Here is a 26,982-nt window from a genome sequence, read left to right as displayed (position 1 = left end):
CCCACGCCACCGAACTCGCGACAACCCAACTCAACGCCCGCGCCAAACCCTGGATCTGGGGCAGACCCGCCCCACCCACCCGACACCTACGCCGACGCTACGTCTACTGCCTTTGAGGAATTCAGCACTAAGCTGCCGCCTCCCTGTATGTGAACGCTCACATTCCTGGAGAGGTCGCAACGGACATGCTTCTCGAGGACGCATCTGCCGAGTTCCACGACTTCTTCGAGCGCCACTACGCCGAGCTCGCCCGCCTCGCCCATCTCCTGACGGGCGAGGCGGACGCGGCGGACGACCTCGCCGCGGACGCGCTGACCGCGCTCTGGCACCGCTGGGACCGCGTGCGACAGGCCGACCACCCCGTCGCCTACGCCCGGGGTGTGGTGTCGAACATGGCGCGCAACCGCATCCGCGGCGCGGTCCGTGAGCGCCGCCGCGTCGCGTTGTTCTGGAGCCGGCACGGCGACGGTGCGGAGGACCCGGACGTCGCGGCCGTCCTGGACGTCCGCACGGCGCTCGGCCGGCTCCCCTTCCGCAAACGCGCGTGCGTGGTGCTGCGGCACGCCTTCGACCTCTCGGAGAAGGACACCGCGCTCGCCCTGGGGATATCGGTCGGTACGGTGAAGAGCCAGACCTCCAAGGGCCTGGCGGAGCTGGAACGCACCCTCAGCGGACAGGCCGCCGAGGAACTCGCGGGGAGGAGGAACTGATGGACGACATAGGCAACCAGCTGCGGCGGGCCGCCGCTGCCCATCAACCGGATCGCGCGCGCATGCTCGCCCGCGTTCAGCGCGGCATGCTCTCCTCGTCCGCCACCGATACCGCCGACTTCGACTCTCCCGGTGCCCGCACCGCACGGCACCGCAACCGGATCGCCCAGTCCTGGCCGAAGGTCGTGCTCACCACACTCGCGACCGCCGCGACCCTGGCCGTCGGAGGGTTCGCCGTCGGTGCCGTCGTCCACGGTCATGAACCGCGGCAGGAGTCCGCCGCAGGCCCCGGGACAACGCTGGCACCCGGTTCCCCGTCCCCGCACGCCGCCGGCCCCGGTCAGCAGGACCCCACCACACCGCCGCCCGCCGGGACCGGCCGCCCATCGGCGCCGCCCACCACACCCGGACCCGGCCACACGTCCGCAACGCCGCCGAGCCGTCCGCACACCGAGGACGGACCCCTGTGGGCGGACGGATCCGTCGATCCCCACAGCAACAGCTTCTGGGCCCAGAGCAACGTCACCCTCAAGGCGCGGAAGCCCCTCACCGCGCTGAGCGTGGAGCTCCGCATCGCCCAGACCGGCGGTGTCCACAGCGCCGGCAGCTGGCAGACGCTGCCCGCCGCCGACTTCACCCTCTCCGTACGGGAGGAGGGCGACGCGCTCATCTACCGCTGGACCCTCAGAGCGGGCAGAACCGTCCCCGCGGGACAGCACGTCTTCGCCGGCCAGTACGACCACACCGCGGGGGGTCGGAACGCCAGGGCCGACAGCTACCGGGTGAACGCCGGCACGTCGGACGCGAAACCCGCGGTCTGGGGCGACTTCGCCCGCAGCACCTGAGCGGCAGCGGGAGGCAAGAGAGCCCGTCGGCGGGACGCCCGCCCTCGGGGCGGCATCCGCGCCTTAGAAGGCGCGGCAACCTTTTCGCCTGCGGTGGTGACTGGTGGGTGCGACAACCACCAACCGCCCCCAGGTAGATGAGGTCACGAAAACCACTCAGCACACAACACGCCACCGCCGGCGCCGGGGCGCCGTACAGGCGGCGGCCGCCCCCGCGGCGCCCTGCGATGCGAAACGGTGACCCTCGGGCCCTTGACGCCCATTCTGTTAGCGTTAACACTCTTGTAACGCCAGGCCAGCGACATGGTCGGGCCGGGCACCGGCGGGCTTGTCAGCAGCCACCGGGCCCCTGTCGGCCGAGCCCGATCCGTGCGCGACCCCCGCGCCGTCATCGCACCCCGCCATCCACGGGGACTCGACCGGTCCGAGGACACCGGGGTCACGCGGAGGCCGTACGCGAATCTCGCTGACCGCGGCACATCACTGGAGGAAGTGTGCGGAAAATATCGACAGGCCTCGCCCTGGTTGCGCTAACAATGGTGTTGGCCGCCTGCGGACAAGCCGCCAACGGCGTCGGCCCCCACGCAAAACACGCTGATGCCAAGGGCGGCCTGGTGGGTATCGCGATGCCCACCAAATCCTCGGAACGCTGGATCAACGACGGCGCCAACATGGTGAAGCAGTTCCAGGCCAAGGGGTACAAGACCGATCTCCAGTACGGCGACAACGTCGTGGAGAACCAGGTGTCCCAGATCGAGAACATGATCACCAAGGGCGCCCGGCTGCTGGTCATCGCCGCGGTCGACGGCTCGTCGCTCACCGATGTGCTGCAGAAGGCCGCCGACGCCGACATCCCGGTGATCTCCTACGACCGGCTCATCCTCGGCACCAAGAACGTCGACTACTACGCGACCTTCGACAACTACAAGGTCGGTGTCCTCCAGGGCACCTATATCGCCGACAAGCTCGGCCTCAAGGACGGCAAGGGGCCGTTCAACGTCGAGCTGTTCGGCGGCTCACCGGACGACAACAACTCCCCGTTCTTCTTCCAGGGCGCGATGAGTGTGCTCAAGCCGTACATGGCCGACAAGAAGCTCGTCGTCCGCAGCGGCCAGACCAACTTCAACCAGGTCGCCACCCTGCGCTGGGACGGCGGACTCGCGCAGTCCCGGATGGACAACCTGCTCAGCAAGTCCTACACGACGGCCCGGGTCGACGCTGTGCTCTCCCCCTACGACGGCATCTCGATCGGTATCCTCTCCTCGCTCAAGGGCGTCGGTTACGGCGAGCCGGGTAAGGAACTGCCCATCGTCACCGGGCAGGACGCCGAGCTGGCGTCGGTGAAGTCCATCCTGGCCGGCGAGCAGACCCAGACCGTGTCCAAGGACACCCGCGCCCTCGCCAAGGTGGCCGTGCAGATGGGCGACGCGCTGCTCAGCGGCGGCAAGCCCCAGGTCAACGACACCAAGCAGTACAACAACGGCGCCAAGGTCGTGCCGGCCTTCCTGCTGCAGCCGGTCAGTGTCGACAAGGACAACTACCGCAAGGTGCTGGTCGACAGCGGGCAGCTTTCCGCCGCTCAGCTCAAGTAGGGCGCCCTGGGCCGCTGTTTCCCACCGGCCGCCGAACTTCCCCGACCCGACCCGTCCCCGACCCGAACGGATGCCCATCATGGCCGGACCCGTCCTGGAGATGCGTTCGATCAGCAAGTCCTTCCCCGGCGTCAAAGCGCTCTCCGACGTCAATCTGAGCGTCGCACCCGGCGAAGTCCACGCCGTCTGCGGCGAGAACGGCGCCGGCAAGTCCACTCTGATGAAGGTGCTCAGCGGGGTGTACCCGCACGGCACGTACGAGGGCGACATCCTCTTCGAGGGTGAGCCGTGCGCGTTCAAGGACATCCGGGCGAGCGAGCAGCACGGCATCGTGATCATCCACCAGGAACTCGCCCTGGTGCCCTACCTCTCCATCGCGGAGAACATCTTCCTCGGCAACGAGCACGCCTCGCGCGGCATCATCAGCTGGCACCGCACCCTCACCCACGCGAAGAAGCTCCTCCAGCGGGTCGGTCTGCACGAGAACCCGCAGACCCGGATCGCGGACATCGGGGTGGGCAAACAGCAGTTGGTCGAAATCGCGAAGGCGCTCGCCAAGGAGGTGAAACTGCTGATCCTGGACGAGCCGACGGCCGCGCTGAACGACGAGGACAGCCGCAAGCTGCTCGACCTCATCCTCGAACTCAAGGCGCAGGGAATCTCCTGCATCATCATCTCGCACAAGCTCAACGAGATCGCCCGCGTCGCCGACTCCGTCACCATCCTGCGGGACGGCCGGACCATCGAGACCGTCGCCGTCGGCACCGAGGGCATCTCCGAGGACCGCATCATCCGGGGCATGGTCGGCCGCGACCTCGACCACCGCTACCCTGAGCGCACTCCCGACATCGGCGACGTCGCCTTCGCCATCGAGGACTGGACCGTCCTCCATCCGATCGACCACCAGCGCAAGGTGGTCGACGACGTCTCGGTTCATGTGCGGCGCGGCGAGATCGTGGGCGTCGCCGGCCTGATGGGCGCAGGCCGCACCGAGCTCGCGATGAGCGTCTTCGGCCGCTCCTACGGCCGCTACACCGGCGGCCGGGTGCTGTTGAACGGGGTGGAGATCAGGACGCGTACGGTTCCGGAGGCTATCGGGCACGGCCTCGCGTACGTCACCGAGGACCGCAAGCAGCTCGGGCTCAACCTGACCGAGGACATCAGCCGCAACATCTCGCTGAGCGCGCTCGGCAAGGTCTCCCGGCACGGCTGGGTCAACGAGCACGAGGAGATGCGGGTCGCGGAGAAGTTCCGCGCGTCGATGAACATCAAGGCGCCCTCGGTCTTCGCGGAGACCGGCAAGCTCAGCGGCGGCAACCAGCAGAAGGTCGTCCTCAGCAAGTGGATCTTCTCCGAGCCCGACGTGCTGATCCTCGACGAGCCCACCCGCGGCATCGACGTCGGCGCGAAGGCCGAGATCTACTCGGTGATCGCCGAGCTGGCCGCTCAGGGCAAGGCGGTGCTGGTCATCTCCTCGGAACTGCCCGAGCTGCTCGGCCTGTGCGACCGCATCTACACGATGGCCGAGGGCCGGCTCACCGGCGAGGTGGACCGCACCGACGCCACCCAGGAATCACTCATGCGCCTCATGACCGTGAGCGCGGCAACCCAGAACGAGCAGGTGTGACGCATGGCCCAGACACAGACCTCCGGTATCGAGGCGAGCACACCCACCGACGGTAAGCCGAGCGGCCCCACGGGCTCCGGCGGCGGGGTGGGACAGCAGCTGGTCCAGGCTCTGCGCGGCAACATCCGCCAGTACGGCATGCTGGTCGCGCTGGCGCTGATCATCCTGCTCTTCCAGATCTGGACCGACGGCACGCTCCTCAAGCCGCTCAACGTCACCAACCTGATCCAGCAGAACAGCTACATCCTGATCCTGGCCATCGGCATGATGATCGTCATCATCGCGGGCCACATCGACCTGTCGGTCGGCTCGCTCGCCGCCTTCGTCGGCGCGGCGGCCGCGGTGATGATGGTCAAACACCAGGTGCCCTGGCCGGTGGCGCTCGTCGCCGCACTGCTGATCGGCGCGGTCGCCGGCGCCTGGCAGGGGTTCTGGATCGCCTACGTGGGCATCCCGTCCTTCATCGTCACGCTGGCAGGCATGCTGCTGTTCCGCGGCGGCACGCAGATCCTGCTCCAGGGCCAGTCGGTGGCCCCGTTCCCGCGCGGTTTCCAGAAGATCAGCAGCGGTTTCATGCCGGAGGTCGGCCCGTACACCGACTACCACAACCTGACGCTGCTGCTCGGCATCGGTGTGCTCGCGATCGCGGTGCTCCAGGAGGTCCGCGGCCGCCGCCAGGCCGCGGGCTTCGGGCTCGAACTGCTGCCGCTGGGCTTCTTCCTCGCCAAGCTGACGGCCATCGCCGCCGCGGTGACCGTGTTCACCCTGCTGCTCGCCAGCTATCACGGCTTCCCGATCGTCCTGCTCATCCTGGGCGTCCTGCTGGTCGGCTTCGGCTATCTGATGCGCAACTCGATCCTCGGCCGGCACACCTACGCGATCGGCGGGAACGAGCCGGCCGCCCGGCTGTCAGGAGTGAAGAGCAAGCGCGTCGTCTTCCTGGCCTTCGTGAACATGGGCGTCCTGGCCGCGCTGGCAGGTCTGGTCTTCGCGGCCCGGCTCAACGCCGGTACGCCGCAGGCCGGTATCAACTTCGAACTGGAGGCGATCGCGGCGGCCTTCATCGGCGGCGCCTCGGCCGCCGGCGGCGTCGGCACCGTCCTCGGGGCGATCATCGGCGGTCTGGTGCTCGGCGTGCTCAACAACGGCATGTCGCTGGTGGGCATAGGCACCGACTACCAGCAGGTCATCAAGGGCCTGGTGCTGTTGGCGGCCGTCGGCTTCGACGTCTACAACAAGCGCAAGGTCGGCTCCTGACCCGACCCCTTCGCCCCGCGGTACGCCGCCGGCCCCCGGAGCTGATCCCGGGGCCGGCGGCGTATCGGGGTCGGCCGGGTGGCCGGGCCGTTCAGACCACCGGGGTCGTCGTGCTGCCGCGCACGATGAGCTGCGGTTCGATCACATGGTGCGGGATGGCCGTACGGTCGCGGTCGCCGCCCTCGATCCGGTCCAGGAGCAGCCGGATGCTGGCCCGGCCGACCGCGGCGAAGTCCTGCCGGACGGTGGTCAGCGGAGGTGCGAAGAACTCCGCCTCGGGGATGTCGTCGAATCCGGCGATCGCCACGTCCACGGGGATCCGCACTCCGGCCTCCCGGAAGGCGCGCATGATGCCCAGTGCCATCTGGTCGTTGGCGGCGAACACCGCCGTCAGGTCGGAGCCGCTGGCTCCCCGGCGCCCGACGCGGCCGGCGAGTTCCTGGCCGGCACGGTAGCCGGAGAGCGGGCTCCAGTCGCCGATCAGCGGCGGTGGCACGTCGGCGCCCGCCTCGTGCAGGGCCGCACGCCAGCCCGCCATGCGGGCCGCCGCCTCCAGCCAGTCCTGCGGTCCGGCCACGTGCCAGACGGTGCGATGGCCGCACCCCAGCAGATGGTCGGTGACCAGCCGGGCACCGAGGTTCTGGTCCACCGACACACTGGGAATCTCCAGGTCGTGGCCGCCCTCGACGGTCACCACCGGGAAGGGGTGCCGCAGCTCGAAGAGCGCGGCCGCCGCCTCGCGCTGCGGGGTGATGACCACGGCCCCCTCGACGCCCCATTCACCGAGGTGCTTCAGCGCCTCGGTGAGGCTGAGCCGGCTGAGCGCCCGCCCGCTCACCGTCGAGACCATGTACCCCTCGGCCCGGGCCGACTCCGCCAGCCCCGCGACCGTGCTGGCCGGGCCGAACAGCGTGGTGTCCGCCGCGACCACGCCGAGCGTGCGGGTGCGACGGGTGGCCAGGGCCCGCGCGGTGGAGTTACGGCGGTACCCCAGCTCGTCGATCGCCTTCTGCACCCCCGCCCGCGTCACCTCGCGCACGTTCGGATGGCCGCTGAGCACCCGGGAGACGGTCTGGTGCGAGACCCCCGCCAGTTGGGCGACGTCCGCCATGGTGGGGAGACGGGTCTCTTCGGCAGGCCGCGGCACAGACCCTCCTGGAGCTGACACGATACGAGCGGGTGTAATTGTTAACGATAACAAAGTTGTCGGATCAGGAAGACAAGCGATGACGACAAGCACGCCGACCAACTGGGCCGGCAATGTCACTTTCACGGCCCGCCAGGTGCACAGCCCGACCTCGGTCGAGGAGCTGCGGCACCTCGTGGCCTCGGCGGAGAGCATCCGCGCGCTCGGGACCGGACACTCCTTCAACCTCGTCGCGGACACCGACGGTGATCTCGTGCGCCTGGACGGCCTGCCGCCACGGATCGACATCGACCGCCGCGCGTCGACCGTGACCGTCGCGGGCGGACTACGGTACGCGCAGGTCGCCCAGCGGCTGCACCAGGAGGGCTTCGCCCTGGCGAACATGGCGTCGCTGCCGCAGATCTCGGTCGCGGGCGCCGTCGCCACCGGCACGCACGGCTCGGGCAACGGCCTGCGCGGCCTGGCCTCGGCGGTGGCAGGGCTGCGCCTGGTCGGTCCCGGCGGCCGGCTGACCGAGCTGCGCCGGGAGAATCCGCGGGACCGGCTGCCCGGCGCCGTGATCGGGCTGGGCGCCCTCGGCATCGTCACCGATGTCACCCTGGACATCGAGCCGACCTACGACGTCGCGCAGTGGGTCTACGACGGGCTCTCGCTGGAACGGCTGTCGGACGGTTTCGACGAGGTCTCCGGCGCCGGCCACAGCGTCAGCGTGTTCACCGACTGGCACGCGGACACCGCCCAGGTCTGGCTCAAAACGCGGACGGACCAGCCGGGCGCCGGGCACCCCGGCGAGCGGTGGCTGGGAGCCCGGCACGCCGACGGCCCGCGCCACCCGATCCCCACCATGCCGGGCACCTGGTGCACCGTGCAGTCGGGCGTCCCCGGACCCTGGCATGAACGGCTCCCCCACTTCCGTCCCGACTTCACGCCGAGCAGCGGCGCGGAGCTGCAGTCCGAGCTGATCCTCCCCCGCGCGGCGGCCCGCGAAGCCTTCGCGGCGCTGCGCGACCTCGGCAACCGCATACGGCCCTGCCTGCAGATCGCGGAGGTCCGCACCGTCGCGGCGGACGATCTCTGGCTCAGCCCCGCCTATCGGCAGGACTCGGTCGCCCTGCACTTCACCTGGCACGAGGAGACAGCGGCGATCCTGCCGGTCCTGGCCGCCGTCGAGAACCGGCTCGTACCGCTCGGTGCCCGGCCCCACTGGGGGAAACTGACCACCCTCGCACCGGAGGACGTCATCGCCCGCTACGAACGGGCCGCTGATTTCGAACGGTTGATGGCCCTGCACGATCCCGCCGGGGTCTTCCGCAACACCTTCGTGGACGACCTGTTCCCCCGCCGGTCGTAGCCCGCTCCGCCCTCCCCCGGGCGAGCCGTGGCGCCCGGCGGGAAGGGGGGGTCCGATTCAGCGGGACGGGGCCGGGCCCGTGCTCCGGCGCAGCACCATTTCCGGTGGCACCAGGATGTGGTGCCGGGAGTGGCCGGCGCCGGTCAGCTCCTCCACCAGAAGCTCCAGCGCGCGGCGGCCCAGCTCGCCGAAGTCCTGGCGCACGGTGGTCAGGGGCGGGGAGAAGTAGGCGGCCTCGGAGATGTCGTCGAACCCGACGACGCTGATGTCGCCGGGGATCGCGCGGCCCGACTCGTGGAGCGCTCGGAGCAGCCCCAGTGCCATGTGGTCGTTGGCGCAGAACACCGCCGTGACCGCGGGGTCCGCCGCGAGCCCCAGCCCCGCCTCGTATCCCGAGCGGGCACTCCAGTCCCCGCTCCGCACCGGAGGCACCGGCGCTCCCGCCGCCTTGAGCGCCTTGCGCCAGCCGTCCTGGCGGGCCGTGGTCTCCAACCAGCCGGGCGGGCCCGCGACATGGTGCACCGTGGTGTGCCCGAGGTCGAGCAGGTGCCGGGTGGCGGCCAGCGCGCCGGACTCGTTGTCGATCGCCACCACCGGTACGCGGGACTCGCTGCCGGACCCGACCGCGACCACCGGCACAACGGTCGACAGCTTCCCGATCGCGCTCACCGCCGACGTCTGCGGCGCGATCACCGCGATGCCCTCCACGCCCTGGTCACGAAGCCGGTCCACCGCTTCCTGCACCGAGCGGCTGTCCAGGGACCGCAGACTCGCCACACTGACGAAGTAGCCCGCGCTGCGCGCCGCCTGCTCGATCCCGTCCAGCATCGAGGCCGGGCCGTAGAGCACACTGCCGAAACTCACGACACCGAGCGTCTGGGAGCGCCGGGTGACCAGGGCCCGCGCCGCCGAATTGGGCCGGTAGTCCAGCTGCCGGATCGCGGCGAGCACCCGGTCCCGGGTCTCCTCGCGTACGTGCGAGGCCCCATTGAGGACCCGCGACACGGTCTGATGGGACACGCCCGCGACCCGCGCCACATCCGCCATCACCGGCGGACGCGCATCAGGATCCATCCGTCCGCTTCCCACGTGTCGGCCCTCTCATCGGCGAGTACCTGCGGCTGCACGCCCTGGGGCGACCTTCGCACGGGCATGGGGAAGAGTCTATTTGTTCACGATCACAGAACAAGGCACGGCCCGTCGGCGGCCCCAGAGTGACGGCCTGCTTCGTCGGCCGCTGCGCAACGGCCTAGGTCAGGACCATCCAGCGGCGGCCGTCCAGCAGTTCTCGGGCCGCGTCGAGGTGGCCGGCGTGGCAGGCGGTTTCTGTGATGACGTGCAGCAGGACGTCCCGGAGGGTGTGGAGGTGGGGTTCGCCGAAGAGGTGGTGGGGCCACCAGGCCAGGGGTGCGTCCGCGGCCGTGCCGGTGATGACCGCGTTCGCGAGGTCCGTCTCCCGGCGGTACTGCTGGAGGACGTCGGCGGCCGCGGTGTCGGGTCCCACCACCCACGCGTCGTCGATCTCGTCCAGCCTGCGGATGACGTCCTTGTCCCCGGTGAGGACGGCACGGAACCAGAATCGCTCGACGTCCAGGGCGAGATGTTGGACGAGCCCCAGGCAGTTCCATCCCGACGGCAGCACGACGCGGCGCAGCGCGTCCGCGTCCAGCCCGTCGAGGATTCCCAGAACGTGCCGTCGCTGTCCGTCCAGGGACGTCAGGAGTGCCCTGATCTCGGCATCCGGTGTCGGTTCCTGAGTCACTGCGCTCTCTCCCGGATATGGCCGCCGGTCCCGGTGGCCGCCGGTCCCGGCAGCTTCTGTCGGTTACAGCTCCAGAGGATCTCCGAAGCGGCGGTGCCGTGTACAGGGGGTGGCGGCAGACGTGACGAAGCTGCCGCGCCCGGACTCCGCTGTGCTCCGCTCGCGCGGCCTCAGGGCGGCAGCCCGATGGGCGATCGCCCGGCTGCGGCGCGCGGCACCTCGCGACACCTCCCCCGCATAGAGACACGAGAGCAGACACGGAGCCGGCAGGCCAGCAGATTCGGTGGCTGCGGCGGCCGGCCGCTCTCCTACCGGCGGACTCAGTGGTGCGAGCGGCTGACCGCCCAGCCCGCGAGGCCGGCAGCCAGGCTCAGCGCGGCGCCGACCGTCAGCCTCCGGGGCCAGCGGACAGTGCCACCCGGCGACTCACCCGACTCCCCCGGCTCCGCCTCGCGCTCGCCGGCCCCGCCGTCCCCTTCGAAAGGTGAGTCGGTCGACGTCAGCCGGGCCACCACGTACTCCGGGAGCGCTTCCCAGCGCACCGCACCGCCCTGCGTCCGCGCGGCGGCGAACGCCGCCGACGGGTGGGGCGCCCGCGAGCCGTCGCCGCTCTCCCAGAACTCCCGGAACCGCTGCCGGCAGCGGCGGCGGCCCTCGTCCAGCACGCCGGCACCCGTCGTCGGATCGAAGCGCCGGACGCGCTCCACCACCCCGTCGATCACGGGAATCCGCCGGCCGTGCTCGTCCCGTAGCGGTGCTCCAGGCTGTCCCGCGCTGCCCTCCAACTCGCCCAGCTGGACCCGGAACATCAGCACGAAGTCACCGGCGGCCGTGCCGCGCACGACCCGGTATCTGCCATGGCCCGGCGGTGTGGGTTCACCCCCCGCAAGGTCGTACAACAGGCCCGCCAGATCGGCCTCGCAGAGGAACTGCGGGGCCACGACCACCCGGTAGGTCGTCACGTGGCCGCGGCTGATCAGGAACGGCCAGAACTCCTCAGCTGAGGACCGTGCCGTCATTCTCCGGACTCCTCTCGAAGGCCTGCAGCTCCTCGACGAGCCGGTGCAGGACGAACTGCGCCGCGGCGGCGTCATCGGTGACCGCGTTGACGCTCCGCTTGCGGAAGGACCTCTGCAGACGGCGGGCCTTGCGCAGTTCACTGGGCGGAATGTTCACGGCGTTCGCGACCGCGCCCGTGCCGGAGGACAGGAAAGCGGCGATCAGGTGCACGGGCACCTGGATGCCACGGGTCGCCAGCACCGTCGACACGGGGGCCGCCACCGTCGAGGCGACGACCCGGGTGAAGTCGGCGAACCAACCCCGCCACTGACCCCGCGCCTCCCGCCGCGCCCGCTCCTGATCCGCTTTCGCGGCATCGTAGGCGCGCGCGACGAGGTCGGGAAGCACCGCCGCGAAGGCCACGTCCACGTTGAGCGGCCTCGGCCGGGCGTTGGCCCGCTTGTGCATCCCGCCGTCGGCGCCGAGGACCGCGAACTCACGGCCCACGGAGCTGACGGGTATCAGCCGCATCCGGCCCGGCGGGACCGGCATCCCCCTGATGTGCCAGTCGCTCCTGCTCGTGGCCAGCACCGCGAAGTCCGGGTGCTCCATGAGGCGTTCGCGGATCTGTCGCAGCGAGTAGTGACCCGCCAGCAGATCCCACTTGGTGATGACGAAGTGGATCGGGCCGTCGCAGTCCTGCATGAGCGAGAACACCTGCGTCATGTCCCGGTCCAGGAACTCCCCGTTGCCGCGCATGAGCTTCAGGACCTTGCGCCCGTCCAGCAGGCCCAGCAGGGCATCGGCGTTCCGCAGCGTCTCCTCCAGCCGGTCCTGCTCGGTGCTCCCCGACTGGGGATCGGTGAGCCGGTCGCCGGCGTAGTCGATGTAGCGGACCTTCAACGCGGTGTACGTGCCGTGCTGGCTCTTCACCTTGCACGAGAACGTCCACTCGGGAAAGACGTTGCCGTCGGTGGGAAGCGGCCACTCCCCCGGGCCCGCGACCTCGTTGTAGATCTGGCCGAGCTTGTACTCCTGCTGCCGGCTCTCCGGCTTCAAATAGCATTTGAGCCGCGGATGTTCGAGCTTCAGCATGTGCCACAGCGCCGCGAGATAGACCGTCTTGCCCGCCCCTGACGGCCCCAGCGTGACAATCGTGTACATCGTCGGCTCTTCCATCGCATCCCCCGAAAGCCTTGTGCCGGGCGCCGCCTTCCCCGGACCGCGTCCCCGGACCGCGTCCTCAGCCTTCCCTCGGGACCCTGCTGTGACACCGGTTGCACCGATTGCACCGCTCCGCGCGACAGCGGGCCCAGTGCCGCTACCATGATCATCTCGGATCAACCGAGCTCAATCTCTGGGGGAATCTTGCGTTTCCAGCACACCATCGTGGCGGGCGCCGCGGCTCTCGCCGCCCTGATCGTCCCGCTCGCCGCGACGCCCGCCGCAGCCGCCACGCCGACCACCTCGGACACCGTGGGCGACAACTCGTTCTCCGGGCGCATGGACATCGGGTGGCGGATCCAGCCGTACCGACTGGACCCCATTCAGATCACCTTGAAGGACACGGCGACGGACGGCTACGCCATCGGCACCCGGCTGATCACGTACGGTGAGAACGGCAAGATCACCTGGAAGATGCGGACCATCCCGTCGGGCCAGGACACCGCCTCCTGGACGACGTACGCCGCTCCGGGCGGTTACATCAACTACGCCTACTTCGAGGTCTGCAAGATCCAGGTGAGCACGGGTGTCATCTCGTCCTGCTGGTCCTCGAAGGTGATGAACGCCCCCTTCGACGACTCCTCGATGAGTCACTTCCAGGGCTGAGCAGCGCGACTGCCATCACGGCGGAGGGGGCACCCGATCATCCGGGCGCCCCCTCCGCCGCCCCTGCGGGCGTCAGTTCACCGCACAGGAGACGCCGTCCCTCCGCCCGCGAACCCGGGTGACGGCGGCCGTACGCCCCGGCCTGCTATGGACGCTTCCTCATGACGGCGCGCTGTCGGTGAGCCTGCGCAGGGAGGCCACCAGTTGGTCCACCTCCTCGGATGTGTTGTAGAGCGCGAGTGAAGCGCGCGCCGCGGTTTCGAGGCCGTAGTGGGCCAGCGCGGGCTGAGCGCAGTGGTGGCCCGCGCGGATGGCGATACCGTCGCGGTCCAACCAGTCGGCCACCGTGGCCGGGTCCTGGCCCGCGAGCGTGAAGGTCAGGACGGCGATCCTGTCGGGTGCGGCGCCCACCGTCTCGAGGCCGGGGACCATGGACAGAGCCTGTTGCGCGTAGGACATCAGCCCTTGCTCGTAGGCGGCGACCGCGCCCCGGTCGAAGGAGGTCAGCCAGTTCAGCGCGGCCAACAGCCCGACCACCCCGGAGATGTGGCCGGTGCCGGCCTCCAGCCGTTGCGGAACGGGCGCGTAGGTGGTGTGGGCGAAGCTGACCGAGTCGATCATGTTGCCGCCGCCCTGCCACGGCGGCATGCTCTCCAGCACTTCCGGCTTCCCGTACAGCACCCCGATGCCCGTGGGAGCGAAGATCTTGTGGCCGGAGAACACATAGAAGTCGGCATCCATCTCCTGGACGTCGACCGGGAAATGGGCGACCGCCTGTGCCCCGTCCACCAGCACCTTGGCGCCGTAGCGGTGTGCCAGCGCCGTCATCTCCCGCACCGGCGGAACGGTACCCAGTACGTTCGACGCATGGCTGATCGCCACGAGCTGGGTCCGCGACGAGAGCAGGTCGGCATAGGCGGTCCGGTCGATCTGCCCGTCAGGTCCGAGGGGGACCGGAACCACTCGGGCCCGGGTCTCCTTGGCGATGAGCTGCCAGGGCACGATGTCCGAGTGGTGCTCCAGGACCGGCACCAGGATGTCGTCCCCCGGCCCGAGGTTGGCTCGCCCCCAGCTCTGCGCGACGAGGTTGATCGCCTCAGTGGTGCCGCGGACGAACACGATGTTCTCCGGAGAGGCCGCACCCAGGAACTCGGCGACCGCGGCCCGGCCCGCCTCGTACGCCTCGGTGGCCTCGCGCGCCAGGGTGTGCGCACCGCGGTGGATGTTGGAGTTGGTCGCGCTGTAGTAGGCGGCGAGGGCTTCGATCACCTGGCGCGGTTTCTGCGTCGTGGCGGCGTTGTCGAGCCAGACCAGCGGATGGCCGTTGACGAGACGCTGCAGTATCGGGAAGTCCTTCCGAGCCGTCTCGGGAGAGAAGCCACCGCTCTGCCGGCCCATTGACGATCCCGGAGCCGCTCCCGGAACCAGAGCCGGAGCCGGAGCGGTAGATGCGCCAGGGACCACGCTCGGGGTTGAGCCCGGGGCCATGTTCGGGACCGCGTTCGGGGTGAGGCCACCCGGGGTGAGGCCGCCCGGGGTGAGGCCGCCCGGGGCCGCGCGCTCCGTAACGTCAGGAGTAGTCATGGTAGTTGTGCGCCTCGACGTTCCGGAGGACGGCGGTGGCGTCCTCCACCAGCACCGCGGTGTTGAAGTAGGCCGTCATCAGATACGAGGTGATGCCCTTCTGGTCGACGCCCATGTTCCGCATGGACAGCGCCGGTTCGACCTCGTCCTGCACCTTCGTCGGCCGCAGCCCCACCACGCCCTGCTCGGCCTCGCCCACCCGCATCAGCAGGATCGAGGTGGTGCTGGCGCCGTTGTGACCCGTGAACCCCACCTTGTCGGAGGGGAGCAGCGGTACTCCCCGCCACGTCAGCAGGGGGCTGCCGAATCTGCTGTCCGTCACCGGGGGCACACCCCGCCGCGTACATTCCCGTCCGAAGGCGGCTATCGCCCTGGGGTGCGCGACGAAGAAGCCGGGCTGCTTCCAGACCTTCGCCAGCAGCTCGTCCAGGTCATCGGGTGTCGGCGATCCGGTCCGCGACTGCACCCGCTGCCCCGGTGCGACCGTGTTGAGCAGCCCGAACTCCGGGTGGTTCAGCATCGACGACTCCTGGCGCTCCCGCAGCGCCTGGATGGTCAGATTGGCCTGGGCGCGGGTCTGGTCGATGGGCCCGTTGTAGAGATCGGCGACGCGGGTGTGCACCCGCAGCACCGTCTGCGCGAGGCTCATGTGGTACTCCCGCGGAGTGTCCTCGTAGTCGACGAACGTGCCCGGGAGTTCCGGTTCTCCGACGTGGCCGGAGGTGAGATCCACCGGCACCTCGGAGCCCGGCACCGGCATGTCCCCGGCGAGGTAAGCGTCGAGTGCCGTCTGCAGGTCTTCGCTGCGGGTGGTCAGTCCGGCCAGCGCGCTGCGGTCGGCGCAGAGCGCGACCCCGGGGGTGAGGGCCTTGACCCGGTAGGGCATCGGCTCGGCACGGGTCCAGGCGTCGAGGTCGAAGAGCTGGCCGTCCCCGATCACTTCGAGCAGTGCGTCCTCGCCGTATCGGCCCGTCACGCGCTTCTCGGCCCGGCCCTCGACGAGCACCCATATCTGATCGGAGGCATCGCCCTCCGAGGCCAGTAACTGTCCGGACTCGAAGCCGACCTCGGTGAAGGCGGCGGCCAGTTCGGTGAGGAGCGCTTCGTCGGTGTCGCGCAGGTACGGCACCTCCCGCAGGTCCTCCGGGACGATGTGGTGGGTGCCGTCCTCGCTGTAGCTGCTGATCAGGTCGTCGCCCAGGACGAAGGTCCGACGGCGGTTGACCCGGTAGACACCCGATTCGACGTCCACCCAGGGCAGTGCGCGCAGCAGATAGCGCGGGGTGATGCCGCGCATCTGCGGGCTGGTCTTGGTGGCGGTGGCCAGCTGCCGTGCCGCGTCCGGACCGAGACTGAGTCGATCGTTCACAAAAACCTCCTCGAAGACGGGCGTCATATCCGGGATGTGGCCAGTGATGACGCCGGAACGAGGTGATCGTGGTCTCCGGCATCCGCTGAGAACAAGGCGGCATTGTTCGTATCAGGCCAGAAATATGCGACTCACGAAACGTGCACCCTCGCGGCCTCGGAAATCCCAGCTGAGCGCACGGTTCCGGCGCCCATACATGACGTAATTTTTTCCCTTATTGAAGCTTTGTGATACCCAAAGAAGCACTTGGGGGGAATTTCGCTCACTTGGGTGCCTAGGGGGCTCTGGCGATGGCTCTACGGGGCCTCCGGCGGACACCCTGTCTCCCGCTCGCCGGGATCCGCCGGAAGTGTGACAGTGGAGAGATGAGCTGGGCGTCATGGACAACCACAGGTGTCTTCGCCGGGCGTGGCGGGGTGCGCACCGACGAGGTCGGAATCCTGACGGGCGACCTCACCGTGCACACCACCTGGACCGGTGGTGAGGCACGTGTCGCCGTGCAGTACAGCGGCTCATCGGACTGGTTCACGATGACCGGCAGCCCCATCCCCTGCCCGTCGGAGGCAGAGAGCCGGACCCTGCACGAGGAAGTGGTCCACGCGGTGCGTGCGGGCACGGCCGCCACCGTTCCACCCCACTGAACGCCGGTCTCCGCAACACGGACGCGCGCCTCTCCGGAAGCCGACGGGAGACGGGGGCGGGACCGGCCGTCGGCCAGACCCCGGCGCGCCGAGGGCCGGCGCCGCGATCCGGACCGGTGGGCGTGTCCACGTCGCGGTCGGACGGTTGCTCATGCCCGGCCGGCGTACGGTCCCGCACCCGGCCCTGCGCCATGACGGTGCGGTCGGTGACCACGATGAGCAGCCGCAGGGCGCTGACGATGACCATGATCAGGGCGATCACGTGCAGACCGTGATCGTCAACGTTGGTGTGGCTTCCCGCCCACCGGCTGGGCGATCGCGCTGGCGAGGTACAGCATGGAGACCAGGACCTCGGTCCGCCCCACCGAGACGTGGACGGCGGCCGCGATCGGCACCAGCGCGGTCGCGATGAGCGAGCTGTTGATCGCGTTGATCGCCGATCCCGTGTACAGCGGCGTCACGAACCGCCAGGAGAACGCGTTCGCGGTGCGGGAAGCGTCCCCCGGCGAACGCCTTGAACCTGGCGCGTCCTCCGAGCCCGGCGCACTCTGCGCGGGAATCACAGACTCTCGCCCAACCGCTCGATCAGCGGCGCCGCCGCCATCAGGGTCTTCAACTCCGCCCGGGTGAACCCACCGGCGACGAGTGCCTTCGCCAGTTGCTCGGACCGGGCGCTGCGCCTGTCCCGGAGCGACCGCTGCCCGGCCTTGGTCATCGACATGACCACGCGGCGCCCGTCGGAGGGATCGGGGCGCCGCTCCACCAGGTCGCGCTCCTCGAGCCCGGCGAGCGTGACTCCCATCGCCTGCGGAGTGATCTGCTCGACCCTGGCCAGGTCGCTCGTCGTGGCCGATCCGGCCCGCTCCAGGCGCGACAGGGCCGACACTTCGGGAAGGGTGAGTTCGCCCTGGACGGGCTGACGTAGCCGTCGCACTAACAGACCGAGGCTCATCTGCAACGCCGAACCGACCGCACTCACATCAAGATCATTCACCATAGTAGGAAGTCTAACTTTCACAGTTGAGACTTTCAATCCAGCTTTCATAAATAGCCGGAACCCGGACAGACGACCTCCTCGCGAAGCGGCGTTTCGCCGCGTACGGCGGTACATCGGGCAACCAGCGCGCATCGCCGCTATTCGATTCGGAAACGCTGCACTCCCCGCTGCCCCACGCGTCACAAATGGATAACTGATCGTGCGTCAATACCCATACGAACTACGGGCCTTGGCCAGGTCGCCTATTCTCCTGTCAATGCTGCTGCGCACCATTGAGGCGGGCGACCGGGGGGATCATGTCGAGGCTGTACGGGGGGACGGTCTTGCTGGAAACCGTGGTGCCCTCGCTGGTCGGGCTCAAGCCGAGCGGCACGGGGCGCATCGACCCACCACGCCGGGGTCATCCGCTGCTGATCAGATGCGTCGGCGGGCGGGGCTCGGGCAAGAGCGCCACTCTTGCGGCCCTCGCGGAACAGTACGCACAGCGCATACCCCAGGCACACGCGGATCTCGCGGCGATCGATTTCGGCCAACCGGGACTCGCCGCATTGGCCGAGGACACCACGGCGAATGCCTCCCGTACGTCTGATCTGCTCTTCTATCTCAATTTCCGGCTGAGCCGGAAACCCGCGGAATTCGGCAAGAAGATGTCTTTCCCCCGGCTGACGCAGGGACTCCTCGCGGTGAGCGGGTGGCAGGCGGAGAGCGCCGACAACCCCGGGCACGCGGTACGGCCGGAGGAACTGGCCGCAGCGAAGCGGCGGCTCGCGGAACTGCTCAGAGCGAGCCAGCCCGACCAGCAAAGGCGCAGGGACAAGGCCGCGGCCTGGGTCGACGAGGTCATCCAGGCGGTCGGCCCGCTGCCGCTGCCCGCGGGGATGGACGCGATGGTGCGGGCCCTGCTGCGGATCGTCGCCGCCGAGCTGTTCAGCCCGCGCGCGCACCGGGGCGGTCTGACGTGGTGGGCGAGCCGACAGGTGGCGCAGCAGGGCGATGCCCACGACCAGCTGACGGAACTGGCGATGAAGTTCCGCGGTGACGCGGAGGACCGGCAGCTGGCCGAACGGTTCCTGATCGCCGCGCTGCTTGCGGACATCGCGGACCACTACGGCTTCCTGCAGGTGGCCAACGGCGTGCCGCGTCCGCTGCTGCTCCTGGACAACGTCCACAGCCCGCTGGGCCGGGTGTTCCTGGACGAGCTGGTGCGGGTGTGGCACGAGGAGGCGGCCGGGTCCCGCAGGGTGATGCGGCCGGTCGTCGTCGCCACGGCGTTGCAGGAGGTCGCGCCGGTGCGGGACGACGACACAGCGCCGTCGACACGGCGCGTGATCCGGTCCTTCTGGCAGGAGGACCGGCCGAACGCGGCGGCCGACTGGATCGTGCCGCTGCGGCTGGCGCAACTGGATCTCGACGAGGTCAAGGACATGTTCGAGGAGGACCACCCGCCACCGGGTGCCGCCCGGCTCATCCTGCGCCTCAGCGGCGGGCGGGCGGGCGTCGCCCACCGTCTGGTCCAGGCCGTCGCGCGACGTGTCCGGCTGCGCGAGGACATCAGCCTCGTGGGGCTCCTCGACATTCCGGCCGCCGCCGACCCGGGACCGTCCGTGAACGGCAGGCTGCTGGAGGGGTTGATCCCGGACGAGGTGGCCCGCGAGCGGCTCACCTACTACGCGCCGGCGCTGGACGACACGGCCGCGTACCGGCTCAGCACGGTCTACCCGCCGCAGGACCCGGGCGGTGTCCCGGTCCAGGAGGCGCTGGCCCATCTGCGCGACAACCAGTGGTCCCACGTGCCCTGGGCCGGTGTCGAGGGACCGTTCGTCGGCGACGCCCCCCTGCGGCTTCTGCTGCTGCACGAACTGAGTGCCCGCACCGGCCGGGTCCCCGGCGCCGAGCCGTGGAAGACCATCCACCGGCGCTGCCGGTCCCTGTACGACCCGTACGACCAGGGCGGTGCCGCCCATCGCCCCGACACGCGCTATCTGCACCACTCGCTCGCGCTGGGCGAGACGGACCTCGTCGTGCGCTGTCTGCACCGGCGGTTCACCGAGCAGGACGCCACGGGGTGGCTGTCCGCCCTGAACCTCGTCTGCGCGGCACCCGCTCCCCCGGACACCCTGCCCGCCCCCGCCGACGACACCGTGCCGTGTCCGGGCTGCGCGGCCGAAGCCGATCATCCCGTCCACCAGGCCGTCCGGCTCCTCGTGAACCAGCTGTGGCACCTGTCCCAGCCGCTGTCGATCCCCACGGCTGCCGCGATCAACAGCATCGGGCTGCAACTGCTCACCGTCGCCCAGAACAGCGGGCCGGAGGCTCAGAAGATCTTCTTCCGTGCCCATGAGGAGTGGCCGCAAGAACTGCACCACTGGACCCAGGCGCCCAACCTGCAGACCTACGGAGTGTCCGGCACATGAAGCTACTGCCCGACGGAAGGCTCTACCGCGCCCTGGTACTCGGTGCCGCGGCCGTCGTACTCGGCCTGGGCGGCTACTTCCTCGTGGCCTGGCTGGTGACGGATGACACGGGTTGCGCGCACGGCGTCGAGAAGCGCGGCACGAAGAGCGAATGCACCGGGGTCACCGACGGAGGCTTCCACTTCACCGAAGCGCTGGCTCCGGTCTTCGGGCGCATCAAGGCCGAGAACGACAGCATCGCCGACAAGTCGCCGGCCACCGTCGCCCTGATGATCCCGATGATCTCCGACAACCCGGCCGAGCAGCACGAGTTCACCGAGCAGGTCCAGGGCGCCTATCTCGCCCAGTACCGCGCCAACCACCAGGCCAACGGGCAGCGGCCGCCCATCCGGCTGCTGCTCGCGAACCCGGGCCGCAACTACGAGTTCTGGGAGCCGGTGGCCCAGCAGCTCGCCGACGCCGCCGCCTCACCGACCGAGAACCTCCGCGCCGTCACGGGCATCAACATCAGCCTCAAGGAGACCGAGAAGGCCATCGCCTTCCTCACCGCGGGCAAGGGCATTCCGGTGGTCGCCGGGCCCATGACCGCGGACGACATCATGAACAGCGCCGCCCGCCCGCACGCCTACCCCGGCCTGGCCCGCGTGGCGCCCAGCAACTCCGACCAGGCAGCCGCCCTGGGCTCCTTCGGATCGGACATCAAACCCGCCGAGACCATGGTGGTGGAGGACGTCCGGCAGGACGACAACTACCTCACGACCCTGCGCCAGGCCTTCGAGAAGCTCGCCAAGGGCGCACCGCACGCTCCGGAGACCTTCCGGTCACCCGCCGACTTCAACGACGAGGGCAACCTCTCCAACGACTTCCACCAGATGGTCCCGGACATCTGCTCCTCCGACGCCAAGACCATCTACTTCGCCGGGCGTCCGGTGCAGCTGCGGCAGTTCCTCATCGAGCTCGGACGCCGCAACTGCGCCAAGCACTACACGGTCATCAGCGGTTCGCACGCCTCCACCCTGACCGTGGACACCAAGTTCCAGGACCAGTGGGGCTCGCTCACCGCGGGCTCCGGAATCACCGTCCGCTATGCCGCCCTCGCGCACCCCGACTCCTGGAGCGGCGACGGTCCCGAGACGCCGGGCGGCTCCAGGAGGGCGTACAAGGAACTCGCCGATCTCGCCACGCTGTTCGGCAACACCTCGGCCACCGGCATCGGCCGGACCTCGCTTTCGGACTCGCGCACCATCATCACGTACGACTCCGTCACCACGGCCATCAGCGGCATCCGCAACGACACCGTGGGCAAGGTGGAGATGCCCACCCTGGACGAGGTGGCCAACAGCTGGCTCCGGCTGCACGGCGGCAACCGCGTCAACGGCGCCGGCGGCTGGATCTGCCTGGACCAGTACGGCAACCCCTACAACAAGGCGGTCGCCATCGTGCATCTGGACCCGGTGACCAAGTCCGCCGCCTTCGACCGGCTGGCCTGGCCCGCCGGTCGCGCCCCGGACGCCAACTGCTCGATCCGCACCGGCGGCTGAGCGGTCCTGCCGAGCAGTCCACGGCTCCGGGCGGGGGCCGTGAGCGCCATGCGGGATCAGAGCGCGCGGCTGAACTCCAGCCGGCCTGCGAAGTTCTCGTACCCGGCGCTCCGGAACGCCTTGGCCATGGCCACATTGGCCCGGTCGCAGTCGCCACGGATCTCGGTCGCGCCGTTCGCCGCGAGAATGCGGGTGCTCCGGTTGACGACCGAGGCCGCGTACCCCTTGCCCCGGTGGGCCGGTGTGACGCCGACGAATCCGATCACCGGCACGCTGGGGTTCTCGGCCGGCAGGCTGACCACGGCAGGAGTGCCGTCCGCGGCGTAGCCGACCTCCCACCACTCCGGTTCGTGCCGCAGCCCGGAGGTCTCCTCGAAGAGCAGCTCGGCCGCGGGCCGCAGCCCGTGTTTCGCCACGTCGGCTGCCAGGCGCGCATCAGCGGTGTCCGCGAGGAGCTCCTCCAGTGCGTCGATGAACGGCTCCCGGCCGATGACGGCGAGCGAACGGAAGTCCAGCCGGTCGTCATCCGCGGGCAGCTCCCCGGAAAGCGTGCGGCGAAAGCGCAGCCCGTCACGGATGAGCTCGAACCCCGCGCCCCGCAGGAGCTCCTCCCGGCGCTGGGGGTCGCGCTGGAACTGCGGGGCCTGGGCGGGCGAGTCCAGGACGTGTTCCAGTTCGGTCGCTCCGAGCTCCCTGGCCTGCGCGGCCACCGCGTCGAGCAGTGCCGTGCCTGTCTCGGGTGAGCCCTCAGGCGCTTCGAACAGCACCATCGCGAGGGGGACGTCGTGGCCCGGTATGGTCCACAGCACCGCGCTGCCGGCCGGCTGCCCGTCGCCGCCCTCGGCGACCAGGCACCACTGCGGCCGCGTGCACCCGCTGTCGAGGAGCCCGCCGAGATACTCGCGGGTCGCGGCGTTACGCTCGGCATCACCGGGATGCTCGACCAGGGCGGGGAGTTCATCGGCGCGGGCGATGCGAATGAGCGTCACAGGGAGCCTTGTCCGTTCGGGGGCGCGGTGGGCGGCGCGGTGATCGATGCCGCCCGGCGAACCTATAGCGCGCAACCGGTCCCGGACCACCTTCTTTCGCGCGATGTTGGGGCTGCGGCCACTCCCGCGTTCACCCGCGCTGTCACGCTGCGCCCGTGGACGTCACGACATTGGCTCGCGCGCTGCTGGAACCGATACCGGCCCACCGGGCGGCGGGGCTCGAAGTCCTGCGCGCCGCCGACGGCGCCGCCGAGGTCGCCATGGTGACGCTGCCGGAGATGACGAGCGTCATCGGTTCCCTGCACTCCAGCGGTCTCATCACGCTCGTCGACGCCGCGGGGCTGGCGGCGATCATCGCCGCGTGCGAGGCCGCGGACGATTTCCAGCACGTCGTTCCGCTCGGGGCGACCGCGTCACTCGACTTCCGGGCGCCGGCCCGCGGCAAGCTCCTGGCGTCCTGCCGGCTCGACGCCGAGGCCCGCCGTGTGCTGCGACCGGTGCTGTCGGGCAAGGCGACCCGGGCCCGCATCACCACCGTCGCCGACGTCACCGATGCGGCGGGAACCCTGGTGTGCCGGGGCACGTTCAGCTGGAGCATCCGCCGCAGTCCCACAACGGGCTGACAGGGATCGGTGACTCCGACCCGGGCCGCCCGGCCCGGCAGCGCTCCGCCACCCGCCGCCGCGCACGGCTTCGCCTACGACATCCGCACCAGGGTCTGGACCGACCTCGGCGACCACTTGATCGCCCACCTCCAGGTCAGCGGACACACCGCCGCCGGCACGGACGGCCACACCGCCGACCAGCTCGCCGTGCTCGCCAAGCACCGCTGGCAGCGCAGCTTCTACGCCTGACGACCGGTGACCGACAGGTCCTGTCGGGCGATGCTCCCGGTGGTGGGGGCGCCCGGCCCTATTCGCTGAGCCCCACCACGCCCCAGCCCCGCCGGGCGGCCTCGGCGAGGACGCGGCCCCAGTCCTCCAACAGGTCGGTGAACGCGTCGAAGTCGCCGACCCAGGCCTCGGGAGCGGCGGCATGCTCGGAGAAGGCCGCGCGCAACCCGCCGAGCCGGGGCCGTACCTGCTCCCAGGTCACGGCCAGCTCCCGCACGCTCTCCGGTGACCGGGCGAGCAGCAGGCCATAGGTGATGCCCGGGTCGTCGGGGAAGAACCCCGGATCCGTGTGCTGCGCCGCACCGTCCGGCCCCTCCCAGATCAAGCCGAGCAGCAGGGCGTCCAACCCGGTCCGCAGCAGTGGATCGGCATGGTCACGCACGGACTCCCACCGCTGCCCCGCCCAGAAGTGCGCCTTGAACGAGCCGCAGGTGCGCCGGAACTCATGGACGGCGAAGAAGGCAGCGTCGGGCCCGCCCGGCCGCACCCAGTCGCCCTCGACCGCCGGCGCCCCGTGGTCCCACAGCCCTGTCTCGTCGGCGTACCAGCCATCCCTCAACCGCGACAACCGCTCCTGGGGCGGCGCCTCCCCCAGCCATGACCAGGCGGCGATCATCACGTTGATGTCCAGTCCCATACCGGGCGAGACTACCGATCGCACGTACCCGGGCCGCCCTGCCGGCACTCAGCAACGCGCCTGAAGCTCTCAGGTGACGTCCCCGTAGAGCCGGAAGATCCGCGGCCCGGCCTCGCCGCGGTCCCGTTCACGGAGCAACGACCAGCAGCGGGCGACGAGTTCTCTGGCCTGGCTGCCGGCCCAAGGCTGCGGCAACAGCTCCGGTGGGAGCAGCGGGTCGGGTTCCATGGCGCGGGTGAACTCCGCGGCGATCTCCACCGCGATGGTGAGCAGTTCGGGTGCGGTGAGTTCCACCGGGTCGTTGAGACGCTCCAGCCGGGGCCTGGCCACCGCGCCGAGGCGGTGGTAGCGGTCGGCGATGGTCTGCTGGGGCCAGAGTTCACGGGCGAGTGCGACGGGTTCCCGCAGGTCGCCCCTGCGCAGGTCGTTCGAGGTGAGAAAGGTGACGCGGTCGAGCACGCCGAGGCGGCGGGCTTCGTCCTCGACGTAGGGCTCCCACGCGTTCGCGCTGACGTACAGGCCGCCCTGCAGGACCGCTCCGCCCAGGCGCAGGAGCGCTTCCCGCAGGGCGTCCCTGGCCGTACGGGACGCTTCGGGTACCGCGAAGGCGGCCAGGTGCCAGGTGCCGCCCCAGGGCGCGAGCCCGGCGTCCTGCTGGAAGGCGTAGCGGACGAACTCGATGTCGGGTGCGATCGCGCGGACGGTGTCGGCGGTGGCCCGCAGCAGTGCCTTGCGGCCACGGCCTTCGTGGGTGAAGGCGCCCTCGGCGACGAGCCGCTTGATGCACAGCCGTACCTGTTGGTCGCTCATGGCGAGTGCGCCGGCGACGTCGTACAGTTCGCCGGCGTCCACGGTGCCGTCCTCGCGGAGCAACGCGTCGACGAGCATGCGGGTCGGGACCTCGACGGGTCCGGCCGCCCCGGCGTCGGGCGGGGGCCCGGTGCGGTGCGACGGGGACGGCGGCGGCTGATGATCGGTCACGGTGTCCCATCCTGACAGGCCGGGACGGCGCGCAGCATGGTGGCCACGGAGCCGAAGCCGAGGAGCGAGCGCAAGTAGGGTGTGTGTTCGGTCCGGACGACCGAGAAGCTCCGCCGCTCGTACAGTTCCCTGGCGCGCGGATTGGTGTCGATCACGTCCAGCCTGATCTCGCGGCAGCCGCGCTCCGCCGCCACTGCGGCCACCTCCTCGATGAGGAGGCTGCCGACGCCCCGGCTTCTGACCTGGGAGTCCACGGCGATGCCGTCCATGACGAGCTGACCGGAGTCCGTGGGCCGGCGTTCGAACAGGGCGAGGATCAGCACCCCCCTGAGGCCCTTGAGGACGCCGTATGCGCGCAGGACGTCCCAGGCCGTTCCCCCGGTGAGCGCCCGGCCGCCGTGCTGATAGCCGGCGAGACCCACGAGCCGCCCGTCGAGGTACGCGCACACGGCACGGTCGGCGTTCAGGTGGTCCGCGATGAACCGCACCGCCCGGTCCTGCGGGTTCAGCGCGGGGCCGAGCTTGCGGCCGAACGCTTCCCAGTACAGCTCGGCCGCCCGCCGCTCCGAGCCGGCGGCAACCCCCCGCCGGACCACGATTCCTGTCCGCGCATCAGCTCCCATGTCGTCCCCGCACCCCTGTCGTCATCGTCATCGCCGACCCTCTGTATCTATCATCCTTCTCACGATCGTATCTTATGCGATAGTTATGATCTCGTTCGATACCCAGGAGGCAATTCATGCGGTCAGGGAACACGCCCCCACGTCGACGGCTGCGCGCAGCCGTCTGGTCGCTCGTCGCGGTGCTGCTGGTGGCCGCGGGTCTCGGCGGCGTGGTGCTGTGGCAGAACTCCTACGACATGGACGAGCACCGTGTCGTCGTCCGCCAGGGCGGCCATACGCTCAGCGGCGTCCTCAGCACGCCCCGGGACGGCCGCACCCGGCACGGGCTGGTCGTGTTCGTCCACGGCGACGGTCCCGTCGATGCCACCCACGAAGGCGGGTACGAACCCCTGTGGGAGGCGTACGCGCGCAGCGGCTACGCCTCCCTGTCCTGGGACAAGCCCGGCGTCGGCGGCACGCCCGGGGACTGGCTCGGCCAGTCGATGGACGACCGGGCGGACGAGGCCGCGGCCGCCATCGCCTGGGCCCGCTCCCGTCCGGACATCGACACCGGGCGGATCGGGCTGTGGGGTGCCAGCCAGGCCGGCTGGGTGCTCCCGAAGATCGCCGCGCGGACAGCCGTGGCCTTCGTCATCGCCCTCTCCCCCGCGATCAACTGGCTGCGGCAGGGCCGCTTCAACCTCCTCGCCGAACTGCGCGCGGAAGGCGCCACCCCCGCGCGCATCCAGCGGGAGACCGTCAGGAGCGACACCACACGCCGCCTGCTGGAACGGCGGGCGACCTTCGAGGAGTACGTGCGGACCATGGGCGGCCCGGACGCGATGACCGCCGGCCGCTGGGGGTTCATCACCAGGAACTACACCTCGGACGCGACAGCCGATCTGCCCGCACTGCGCGGCATACCGGTGCTGCTCGCCCTCGCGGGCCAGGACGTCAATGTGGACACCGCCGACACGGAGTCCGTCTACCGCGCCGTGCTGGCGCCCGCCGGCCGGCTCACCGTCCAGCACTACGCCGACGCGAATCACTCGCTGGTCAAGCACTCCGTCGAGGAGTCGGACCTCAGGATCACCCTCACCGCCCTCTTCGCCCCGCGATCCCTCTTCGCGGACGGCTTCCTCGACGACCAACGGCAGTTCCTGCGGGAGCTCCGCGCCCCCGGCGGGACGGCCCGGTGATCCGCGCCTCCCGCC

The 26,982-nt window shown here is 70.2% G+C and carries 26 protein-coding genes; 13 read left to right on the top strand and 13 right to left on the bottom strand.

Going from position 1 to position 26,982, the window contains the following annotated elements; all coding sequences use genetic code 11:
• Window positions 1-185: 185 nt before the first annotated feature.
• From O3W51_RS02725 to mmsB, 5 genes are all read left to right on the top strand, one after another.
• Window positions 186-710: a SigE family RNA polymerase sigma factor gene (locus O3W51_RS02725; protein ID WP_138351577.1), complete on the top strand. Its 525-nt coding sequence runs from the start codon at window positions 186-188 to the stop codon at window positions 708-710.
• Window positions 710-1,555, top strand: coding sequence for a hypothetical protein (locus O3W51_RS02720; RefSeq protein ID WP_269283446.1), 846 nt, complete (start codon window positions 710-712; stop codon window positions 1,553-1,555). Before O3W51_RS02725 ends, O3W51_RS02720 begins: the two co-directional genes overlap by 1 nt.
• Window positions 1,556-2,049: 494 nt before the next feature.
• On the top strand, window positions 2,050-3,147 hold the full coding sequence (gene chvE, locus O3W51_RS02715; protein ID WP_443048235.1) for a multiple monosaccharide ABC transporter substrate-binding protein: 1,098 nt from the start codon (window positions 2,050-2,052) through the stop codon (window positions 3,145-3,147).
• A 79-nt stretch (window positions 3,148-3,226) separates the two neighbouring features.
• On the top strand, window positions 3,227-4,774 hold the full coding sequence (gene mmsA, locus O3W51_RS02710) for a multiple monosaccharide ABC transporter ATP-binding protein (protein WP_164292544.1): 1,548 nt from the start codon (window positions 3,227-3,229) through the stop codon (window positions 4,772-4,774).
• A gap of 3 nt (window positions 4,775-4,777) precedes the next feature.
• Window positions 4,778-6,031 (top strand): multiple monosaccharide ABC transporter permease, encoded by a 1,254-nt coding sequence (mmsB, locus tag O3W51_RS02705; protein WP_269283440.1) that lies wholly within the window; start codon window positions 4,778-4,780, stop codon window positions 6,029-6,031.
• Between the two features lie 91 nt (window positions 6,032-6,122).
• Here mmsB and O3W51_RS02700 read toward each other — a convergent pair whose 3' ends face one another.
• On the bottom strand, window positions 6,123-7,178 hold the full coding sequence (locus tag O3W51_RS02700; protein WP_138351573.1) for a LacI family DNA-binding transcriptional regulator: 1,056 nt from the start codon (window positions 7,176-7,178) through the stop codon (window positions 6,123-6,125).
• 79 nt (window positions 7,179-7,257) lie between these two features.
• Between O3W51_RS02700 and O3W51_RS02695 the strand changes: the two genes are divergently transcribed.
• On the top strand, window positions 7,258-8,529 hold the full coding sequence (locus O3W51_RS02695; protein WP_138351572.1) for an FAD-binding protein: 1,272 nt from the start codon (window positions 7,258-7,260) through the stop codon (window positions 8,527-8,529).
• A 57-nt stretch (window positions 8,530-8,586) separates the two neighbouring features.
• Here the strand turns inward: O3W51_RS02695 and O3W51_RS02690 are convergent, their stop codons facing one another.
• The 4 genes from O3W51_RS02690 to O3W51_RS02675 form a co-directional block, all read right to left on the bottom strand.
• Window positions 8,587-9,603 carry a LacI family DNA-binding transcriptional regulator gene (locus O3W51_RS02690; RefSeq protein ID WP_232485352.1) on the bottom strand — a complete coding sequence of 339 codons (1,017 nt, stop codon included), beginning with the start codon at window positions 9,601-9,603 and terminating at the stop codon, window positions 8,587-8,589.
• A 175-nt stretch (window positions 9,604-9,778) separates the two neighbouring features.
• Window positions 9,779-10,291, bottom strand: a complete 513-nt coding sequence (locus tag O3W51_RS02685; protein ID WP_269283435.1) for a DinB family protein — start codon at window positions 10,289-10,291, stop codon at window positions 9,779-9,781.
• A gap of 320 nt (window positions 10,292-10,611) precedes the next feature.
• Window positions 10,612-11,310 carry a hypothetical protein gene (locus O3W51_RS02680; protein WP_138351570.1) on the bottom strand — a complete coding sequence of 233 codons (699 nt, stop codon included), beginning with the start codon at window positions 11,308-11,310 and terminating at the stop codon, window positions 10,612-10,614.
• Window positions 11,288-12,454: a hypothetical protein gene (locus O3W51_RS02675; protein WP_138351569.1), complete on the bottom strand. Its 1,167-nt coding sequence runs from the start codon at window positions 12,452-12,454 to the stop codon at window positions 11,288-11,290. Before O3W51_RS02675 ends, O3W51_RS02680 begins: the two co-directional genes overlap by 23 nt.
• Before the next feature lie 204 nt (window positions 12,455-12,658).
• On the opposite strand from O3W51_RS02675, the gene O3W51_RS02670 reads away from it, so the two are divergent.
• Window positions 12,659-13,120 carry a hypothetical protein gene (locus O3W51_RS02670; RefSeq protein WP_269283429.1) on the top strand — a complete coding sequence of 154 codons (462 nt, stop codon included), beginning with the start codon at window positions 12,659-12,661 and terminating at the stop codon, window positions 13,118-13,120.
• Window positions 13,121-13,279: 159 nt separating this feature from the next.
• Here O3W51_RS02670 and O3W51_RS02665 read toward each other — a convergent pair whose 3' ends face one another.
• Together O3W51_RS02665 and O3W51_RS02660 are read right to left on the bottom strand one after the other, a co-directional pair.
• Window positions 13,280-14,704 (bottom strand): SufS family cysteine desulfurase, encoded by a 1,425-nt coding sequence (locus O3W51_RS02665; RefSeq protein ID WP_198357848.1) that lies wholly within the window; start codon window positions 14,702-14,704, stop codon window positions 13,280-13,282.
• Window positions 14,691-16,073, bottom strand: a complete 1,383-nt coding sequence (locus tag O3W51_RS02660) for a family 2B encapsulin nanocompartment shell protein (RefSeq protein ID WP_138351566.1) — start codon at window positions 16,071-16,073, stop codon at window positions 14,691-14,693. Before O3W51_RS02660 ends, O3W51_RS02665 begins: the two co-directional genes overlap by 14 nt.
• Window positions 16,074-16,438: 365 nt before the next feature.
• Here O3W51_RS02660 and O3W51_RS02655 point away from each other — a divergent pair, with 365 nt between their 5' ends.
• Window positions 16,439-16,714, top strand: a complete 276-nt coding sequence (locus O3W51_RS02655) for a hypothetical protein (protein ID WP_138351565.1) — start codon at window positions 16,439-16,441, stop codon at window positions 16,712-16,714.
• Between the two features lie 278 nt (window positions 16,715-16,992).
• On the opposite strand, the gene O3W51_RS02650 is transcribed toward O3W51_RS02655, so the two are convergent.
• Window positions 16,993-17,175, bottom strand: a complete 183-nt coding sequence (locus tag O3W51_RS02650) for a hypothetical protein (protein ID WP_198357851.1) — start codon at window positions 17,173-17,175, stop codon at window positions 16,993-16,995.
• Window positions 17,176-17,273: 98 nt separating this feature from the next.
• Window positions 17,274-17,711 (bottom strand): MarR family winged helix-turn-helix transcriptional regulator, encoded by a 438-nt coding sequence (locus O3W51_RS02645; protein ID WP_138351564.1) that lies wholly within the window; start codon window positions 17,709-17,711, stop codon window positions 17,274-17,276.
• Window positions 17,712-18,034: 323 nt separating this feature from the next.
• On the opposite strand from O3W51_RS02645, the gene O3W51_RS02640 reads away from it, so the two are divergent.
• Window positions 18,035-20,125, top strand: a complete 2,091-nt coding sequence (locus O3W51_RS02640) for a hypothetical protein (protein WP_269283420.1) — start codon at window positions 18,035-18,037, stop codon at window positions 20,123-20,125.
• Window positions 20,122-21,666, top strand: coding sequence for an ABC transporter substrate-binding protein (locus O3W51_RS02635; protein WP_138351562.1), 1,545 nt, complete (start codon window positions 20,122-20,124; stop codon window positions 21,664-21,666). The genes O3W51_RS02640 and O3W51_RS02635 overlap by 4 nt, the downstream gene beginning before the upstream one ends.
• 56 nt (window positions 21,667-21,722) lie before the next feature.
• On the opposite strand, the gene O3W51_RS02630 is transcribed toward O3W51_RS02635, so the two are convergent.
• Window positions 21,723-22,655, bottom strand: a complete 933-nt coding sequence (locus O3W51_RS02630) for a GNAT family N-acetyltransferase (protein WP_269283416.1) — start codon at window positions 22,653-22,655, stop codon at window positions 21,723-21,725.
• Window positions 22,656-22,810: 155 nt separating this feature from the next.
• On the opposite strand from O3W51_RS02630, the gene O3W51_RS02625 reads away from it, so the two are divergent.
• A complete protein-coding gene (locus O3W51_RS02625; protein WP_138351560.1) occupies window positions 22,811-23,278 on the top strand; it encodes a PaaI family thioesterase in 468 nt (155 codons plus the stop codon).
• Between the two features lie 9 nt (window positions 23,279-23,287).
• Window positions 23,288-23,509, top strand: a complete 222-nt coding sequence (locus O3W51_RS02620; RefSeq protein ID WP_138351559.1) for a hypothetical protein — start codon at window positions 23,288-23,290, stop codon at window positions 23,507-23,509.
• 58 nt (window positions 23,510-23,567) lie between these two features.
• Here O3W51_RS02620 and O3W51_RS02615 read toward each other — a convergent pair whose 3' ends face one another.
• The 3 genes from O3W51_RS02615 to O3W51_RS02605 form a co-directional block, all read right to left on the bottom strand.
• Window positions 23,568-24,185, bottom strand: a complete 618-nt coding sequence (locus tag O3W51_RS02615; protein WP_138351558.1) for a hypothetical protein — start codon at window positions 24,183-24,185, stop codon at window positions 23,568-23,570.
• Between the two features lie 69 nt (window positions 24,186-24,254).
• Window positions 24,255-25,073 (bottom strand): PaaX family transcriptional regulator C-terminal domain-containing protein, encoded by an 819-nt coding sequence (locus tag O3W51_RS02610; protein ID WP_138351629.1) that lies wholly within the window; start codon window positions 25,071-25,073, stop codon window positions 24,255-24,257.
• An 89-nt stretch (window positions 25,074-25,162) separates the two neighbouring features.
• Window positions 25,163-25,789, bottom strand: coding sequence for a GNAT family N-acetyltransferase (locus O3W51_RS02605; RefSeq protein WP_138351557.1), 627 nt, complete (start codon window positions 25,787-25,789; stop codon window positions 25,163-25,165).
• 116 nt (window positions 25,790-25,905) lie between these two features.
• Between O3W51_RS02605 and O3W51_RS02600 the strand changes: the two genes are divergently transcribed.
• A complete protein-coding gene (locus O3W51_RS02600) occupies window positions 25,906-26,967 on the top strand; it encodes an alpha/beta hydrolase family protein (RefSeq protein WP_138351556.1) in 1,062 nt (353 codons plus the stop codon).
• Window positions 26,968-26,982: the final 15 nt, after the last annotated feature.

It is taken from the genome of Streptomyces sp. H39-C1 (genome assembly GCF_027158125.1).
Lineage (GTDB): Bacteria > Actinomycetota > Actinomycetes > Streptomycetales > Streptomycetaceae > Actinacidiphila > Actinacidiphila fildesensis.
Note: the sequence above shows the minus strand (reverse complement) of the source record. Positions and strands in the feature narration are given on the sequence as shown.

Coding starts and splice junctions, on each gene's coding strand:
- mmsB (WP_269283440.1), top strand. CDS start 4,778: ATGGCCCAGACACAGACCTCCGGTATCGAGGCGAGCACACCCACCGAC.
- O3W51_RS02675 (WP_138351569.1), bottom strand. CDS start 12,454: ATGTACACGATTGTCACGCTGGGGCCGTCAGGGGCGGGCAAGACGGTC.
- mmsA (WP_164292544.1), top strand. CDS start 3,227: ATGGCCGGACCCGTCCTGGAGATGCGTTCGATCAGCAAGTCCTTCCCC.
- O3W51_RS02680 (WP_138351570.1), bottom strand. CDS start 11,310: ATGACGGCACGGTCCTCAGCTGAGGAGTTCTGGCCGTTCCTGATCAGC.
- O3W51_RS02720 (WP_269283446.1), top strand. CDS start 710: ATGGACGACATAGGCAACCAGCTGCGGCGGGCCGCCGCTGCCCATCAA.
- O3W51_RS02600 (WP_138351556.1), top strand. CDS start 25,906: ATGCGGTCAGGGAACACGCCCCCACGTCGACGGCTGCGCGCAGCCGTC.
- O3W51_RS02725 (WP_138351577.1), top strand. CDS start 186: ATGCTTCTCGAGGACGCATCTGCCGAGTTCCACGACTTCTTCGAGCGC.
- O3W51_RS02645 (WP_138351564.1), bottom strand. CDS start 17,711: ATGGTGAATGATCTTGATGTGAGTGCGGTCGGTTCGGCGTTGCAGATG.
- O3W51_RS02610 (WP_138351629.1), bottom strand. CDS start 25,073: ATGCTCGTCGACGCGTTGCTCCGCGAGGACGGCACCGTGGACGCCGGC.
- O3W51_RS02695 (WP_138351572.1), top strand. CDS start 7,258: ATGACGACAAGCACGCCGACCAACTGGGCCGGCAATGTCACTTTCACG.
- O3W51_RS02655 (WP_138351565.1), top strand. CDS start 16,439: ATGAGCTGGGCGTCATGGACAACCACAGGTGTCTTCGCCGGGCGTGGC.
- O3W51_RS02665 (WP_198357848.1), bottom strand. CDS start 14,704: ATGACTACTCCTGACGTTACGGAGCGCGCGGCCCCGGGCGGCCTCACC.
- O3W51_RS02635 (WP_138351562.1), top strand. CDS start 20,122: ATGAAGCTACTGCCCGACGGAAGGCTCTACCGCGCCCTGGTACTCGGT.
- O3W51_RS02615 (WP_138351558.1), bottom strand. CDS start 24,185: ATGGGACTGGACATCAACGTGATGATCGCCGCCTGGTCATGGCTGGGG.
- O3W51_RS02605 (WP_138351557.1), bottom strand. CDS start 25,789: ATGGGAGCTGATGCGCGGACAGGAATCGTGGTCCGGCGGGGGGTTGCC.
- O3W51_RS02690 (WP_232485352.1), bottom strand. CDS start 9,603: ATGGATCCTGATGCGCGTCCGCCGGTGATGGCGGATGTGGCGCGGGTC.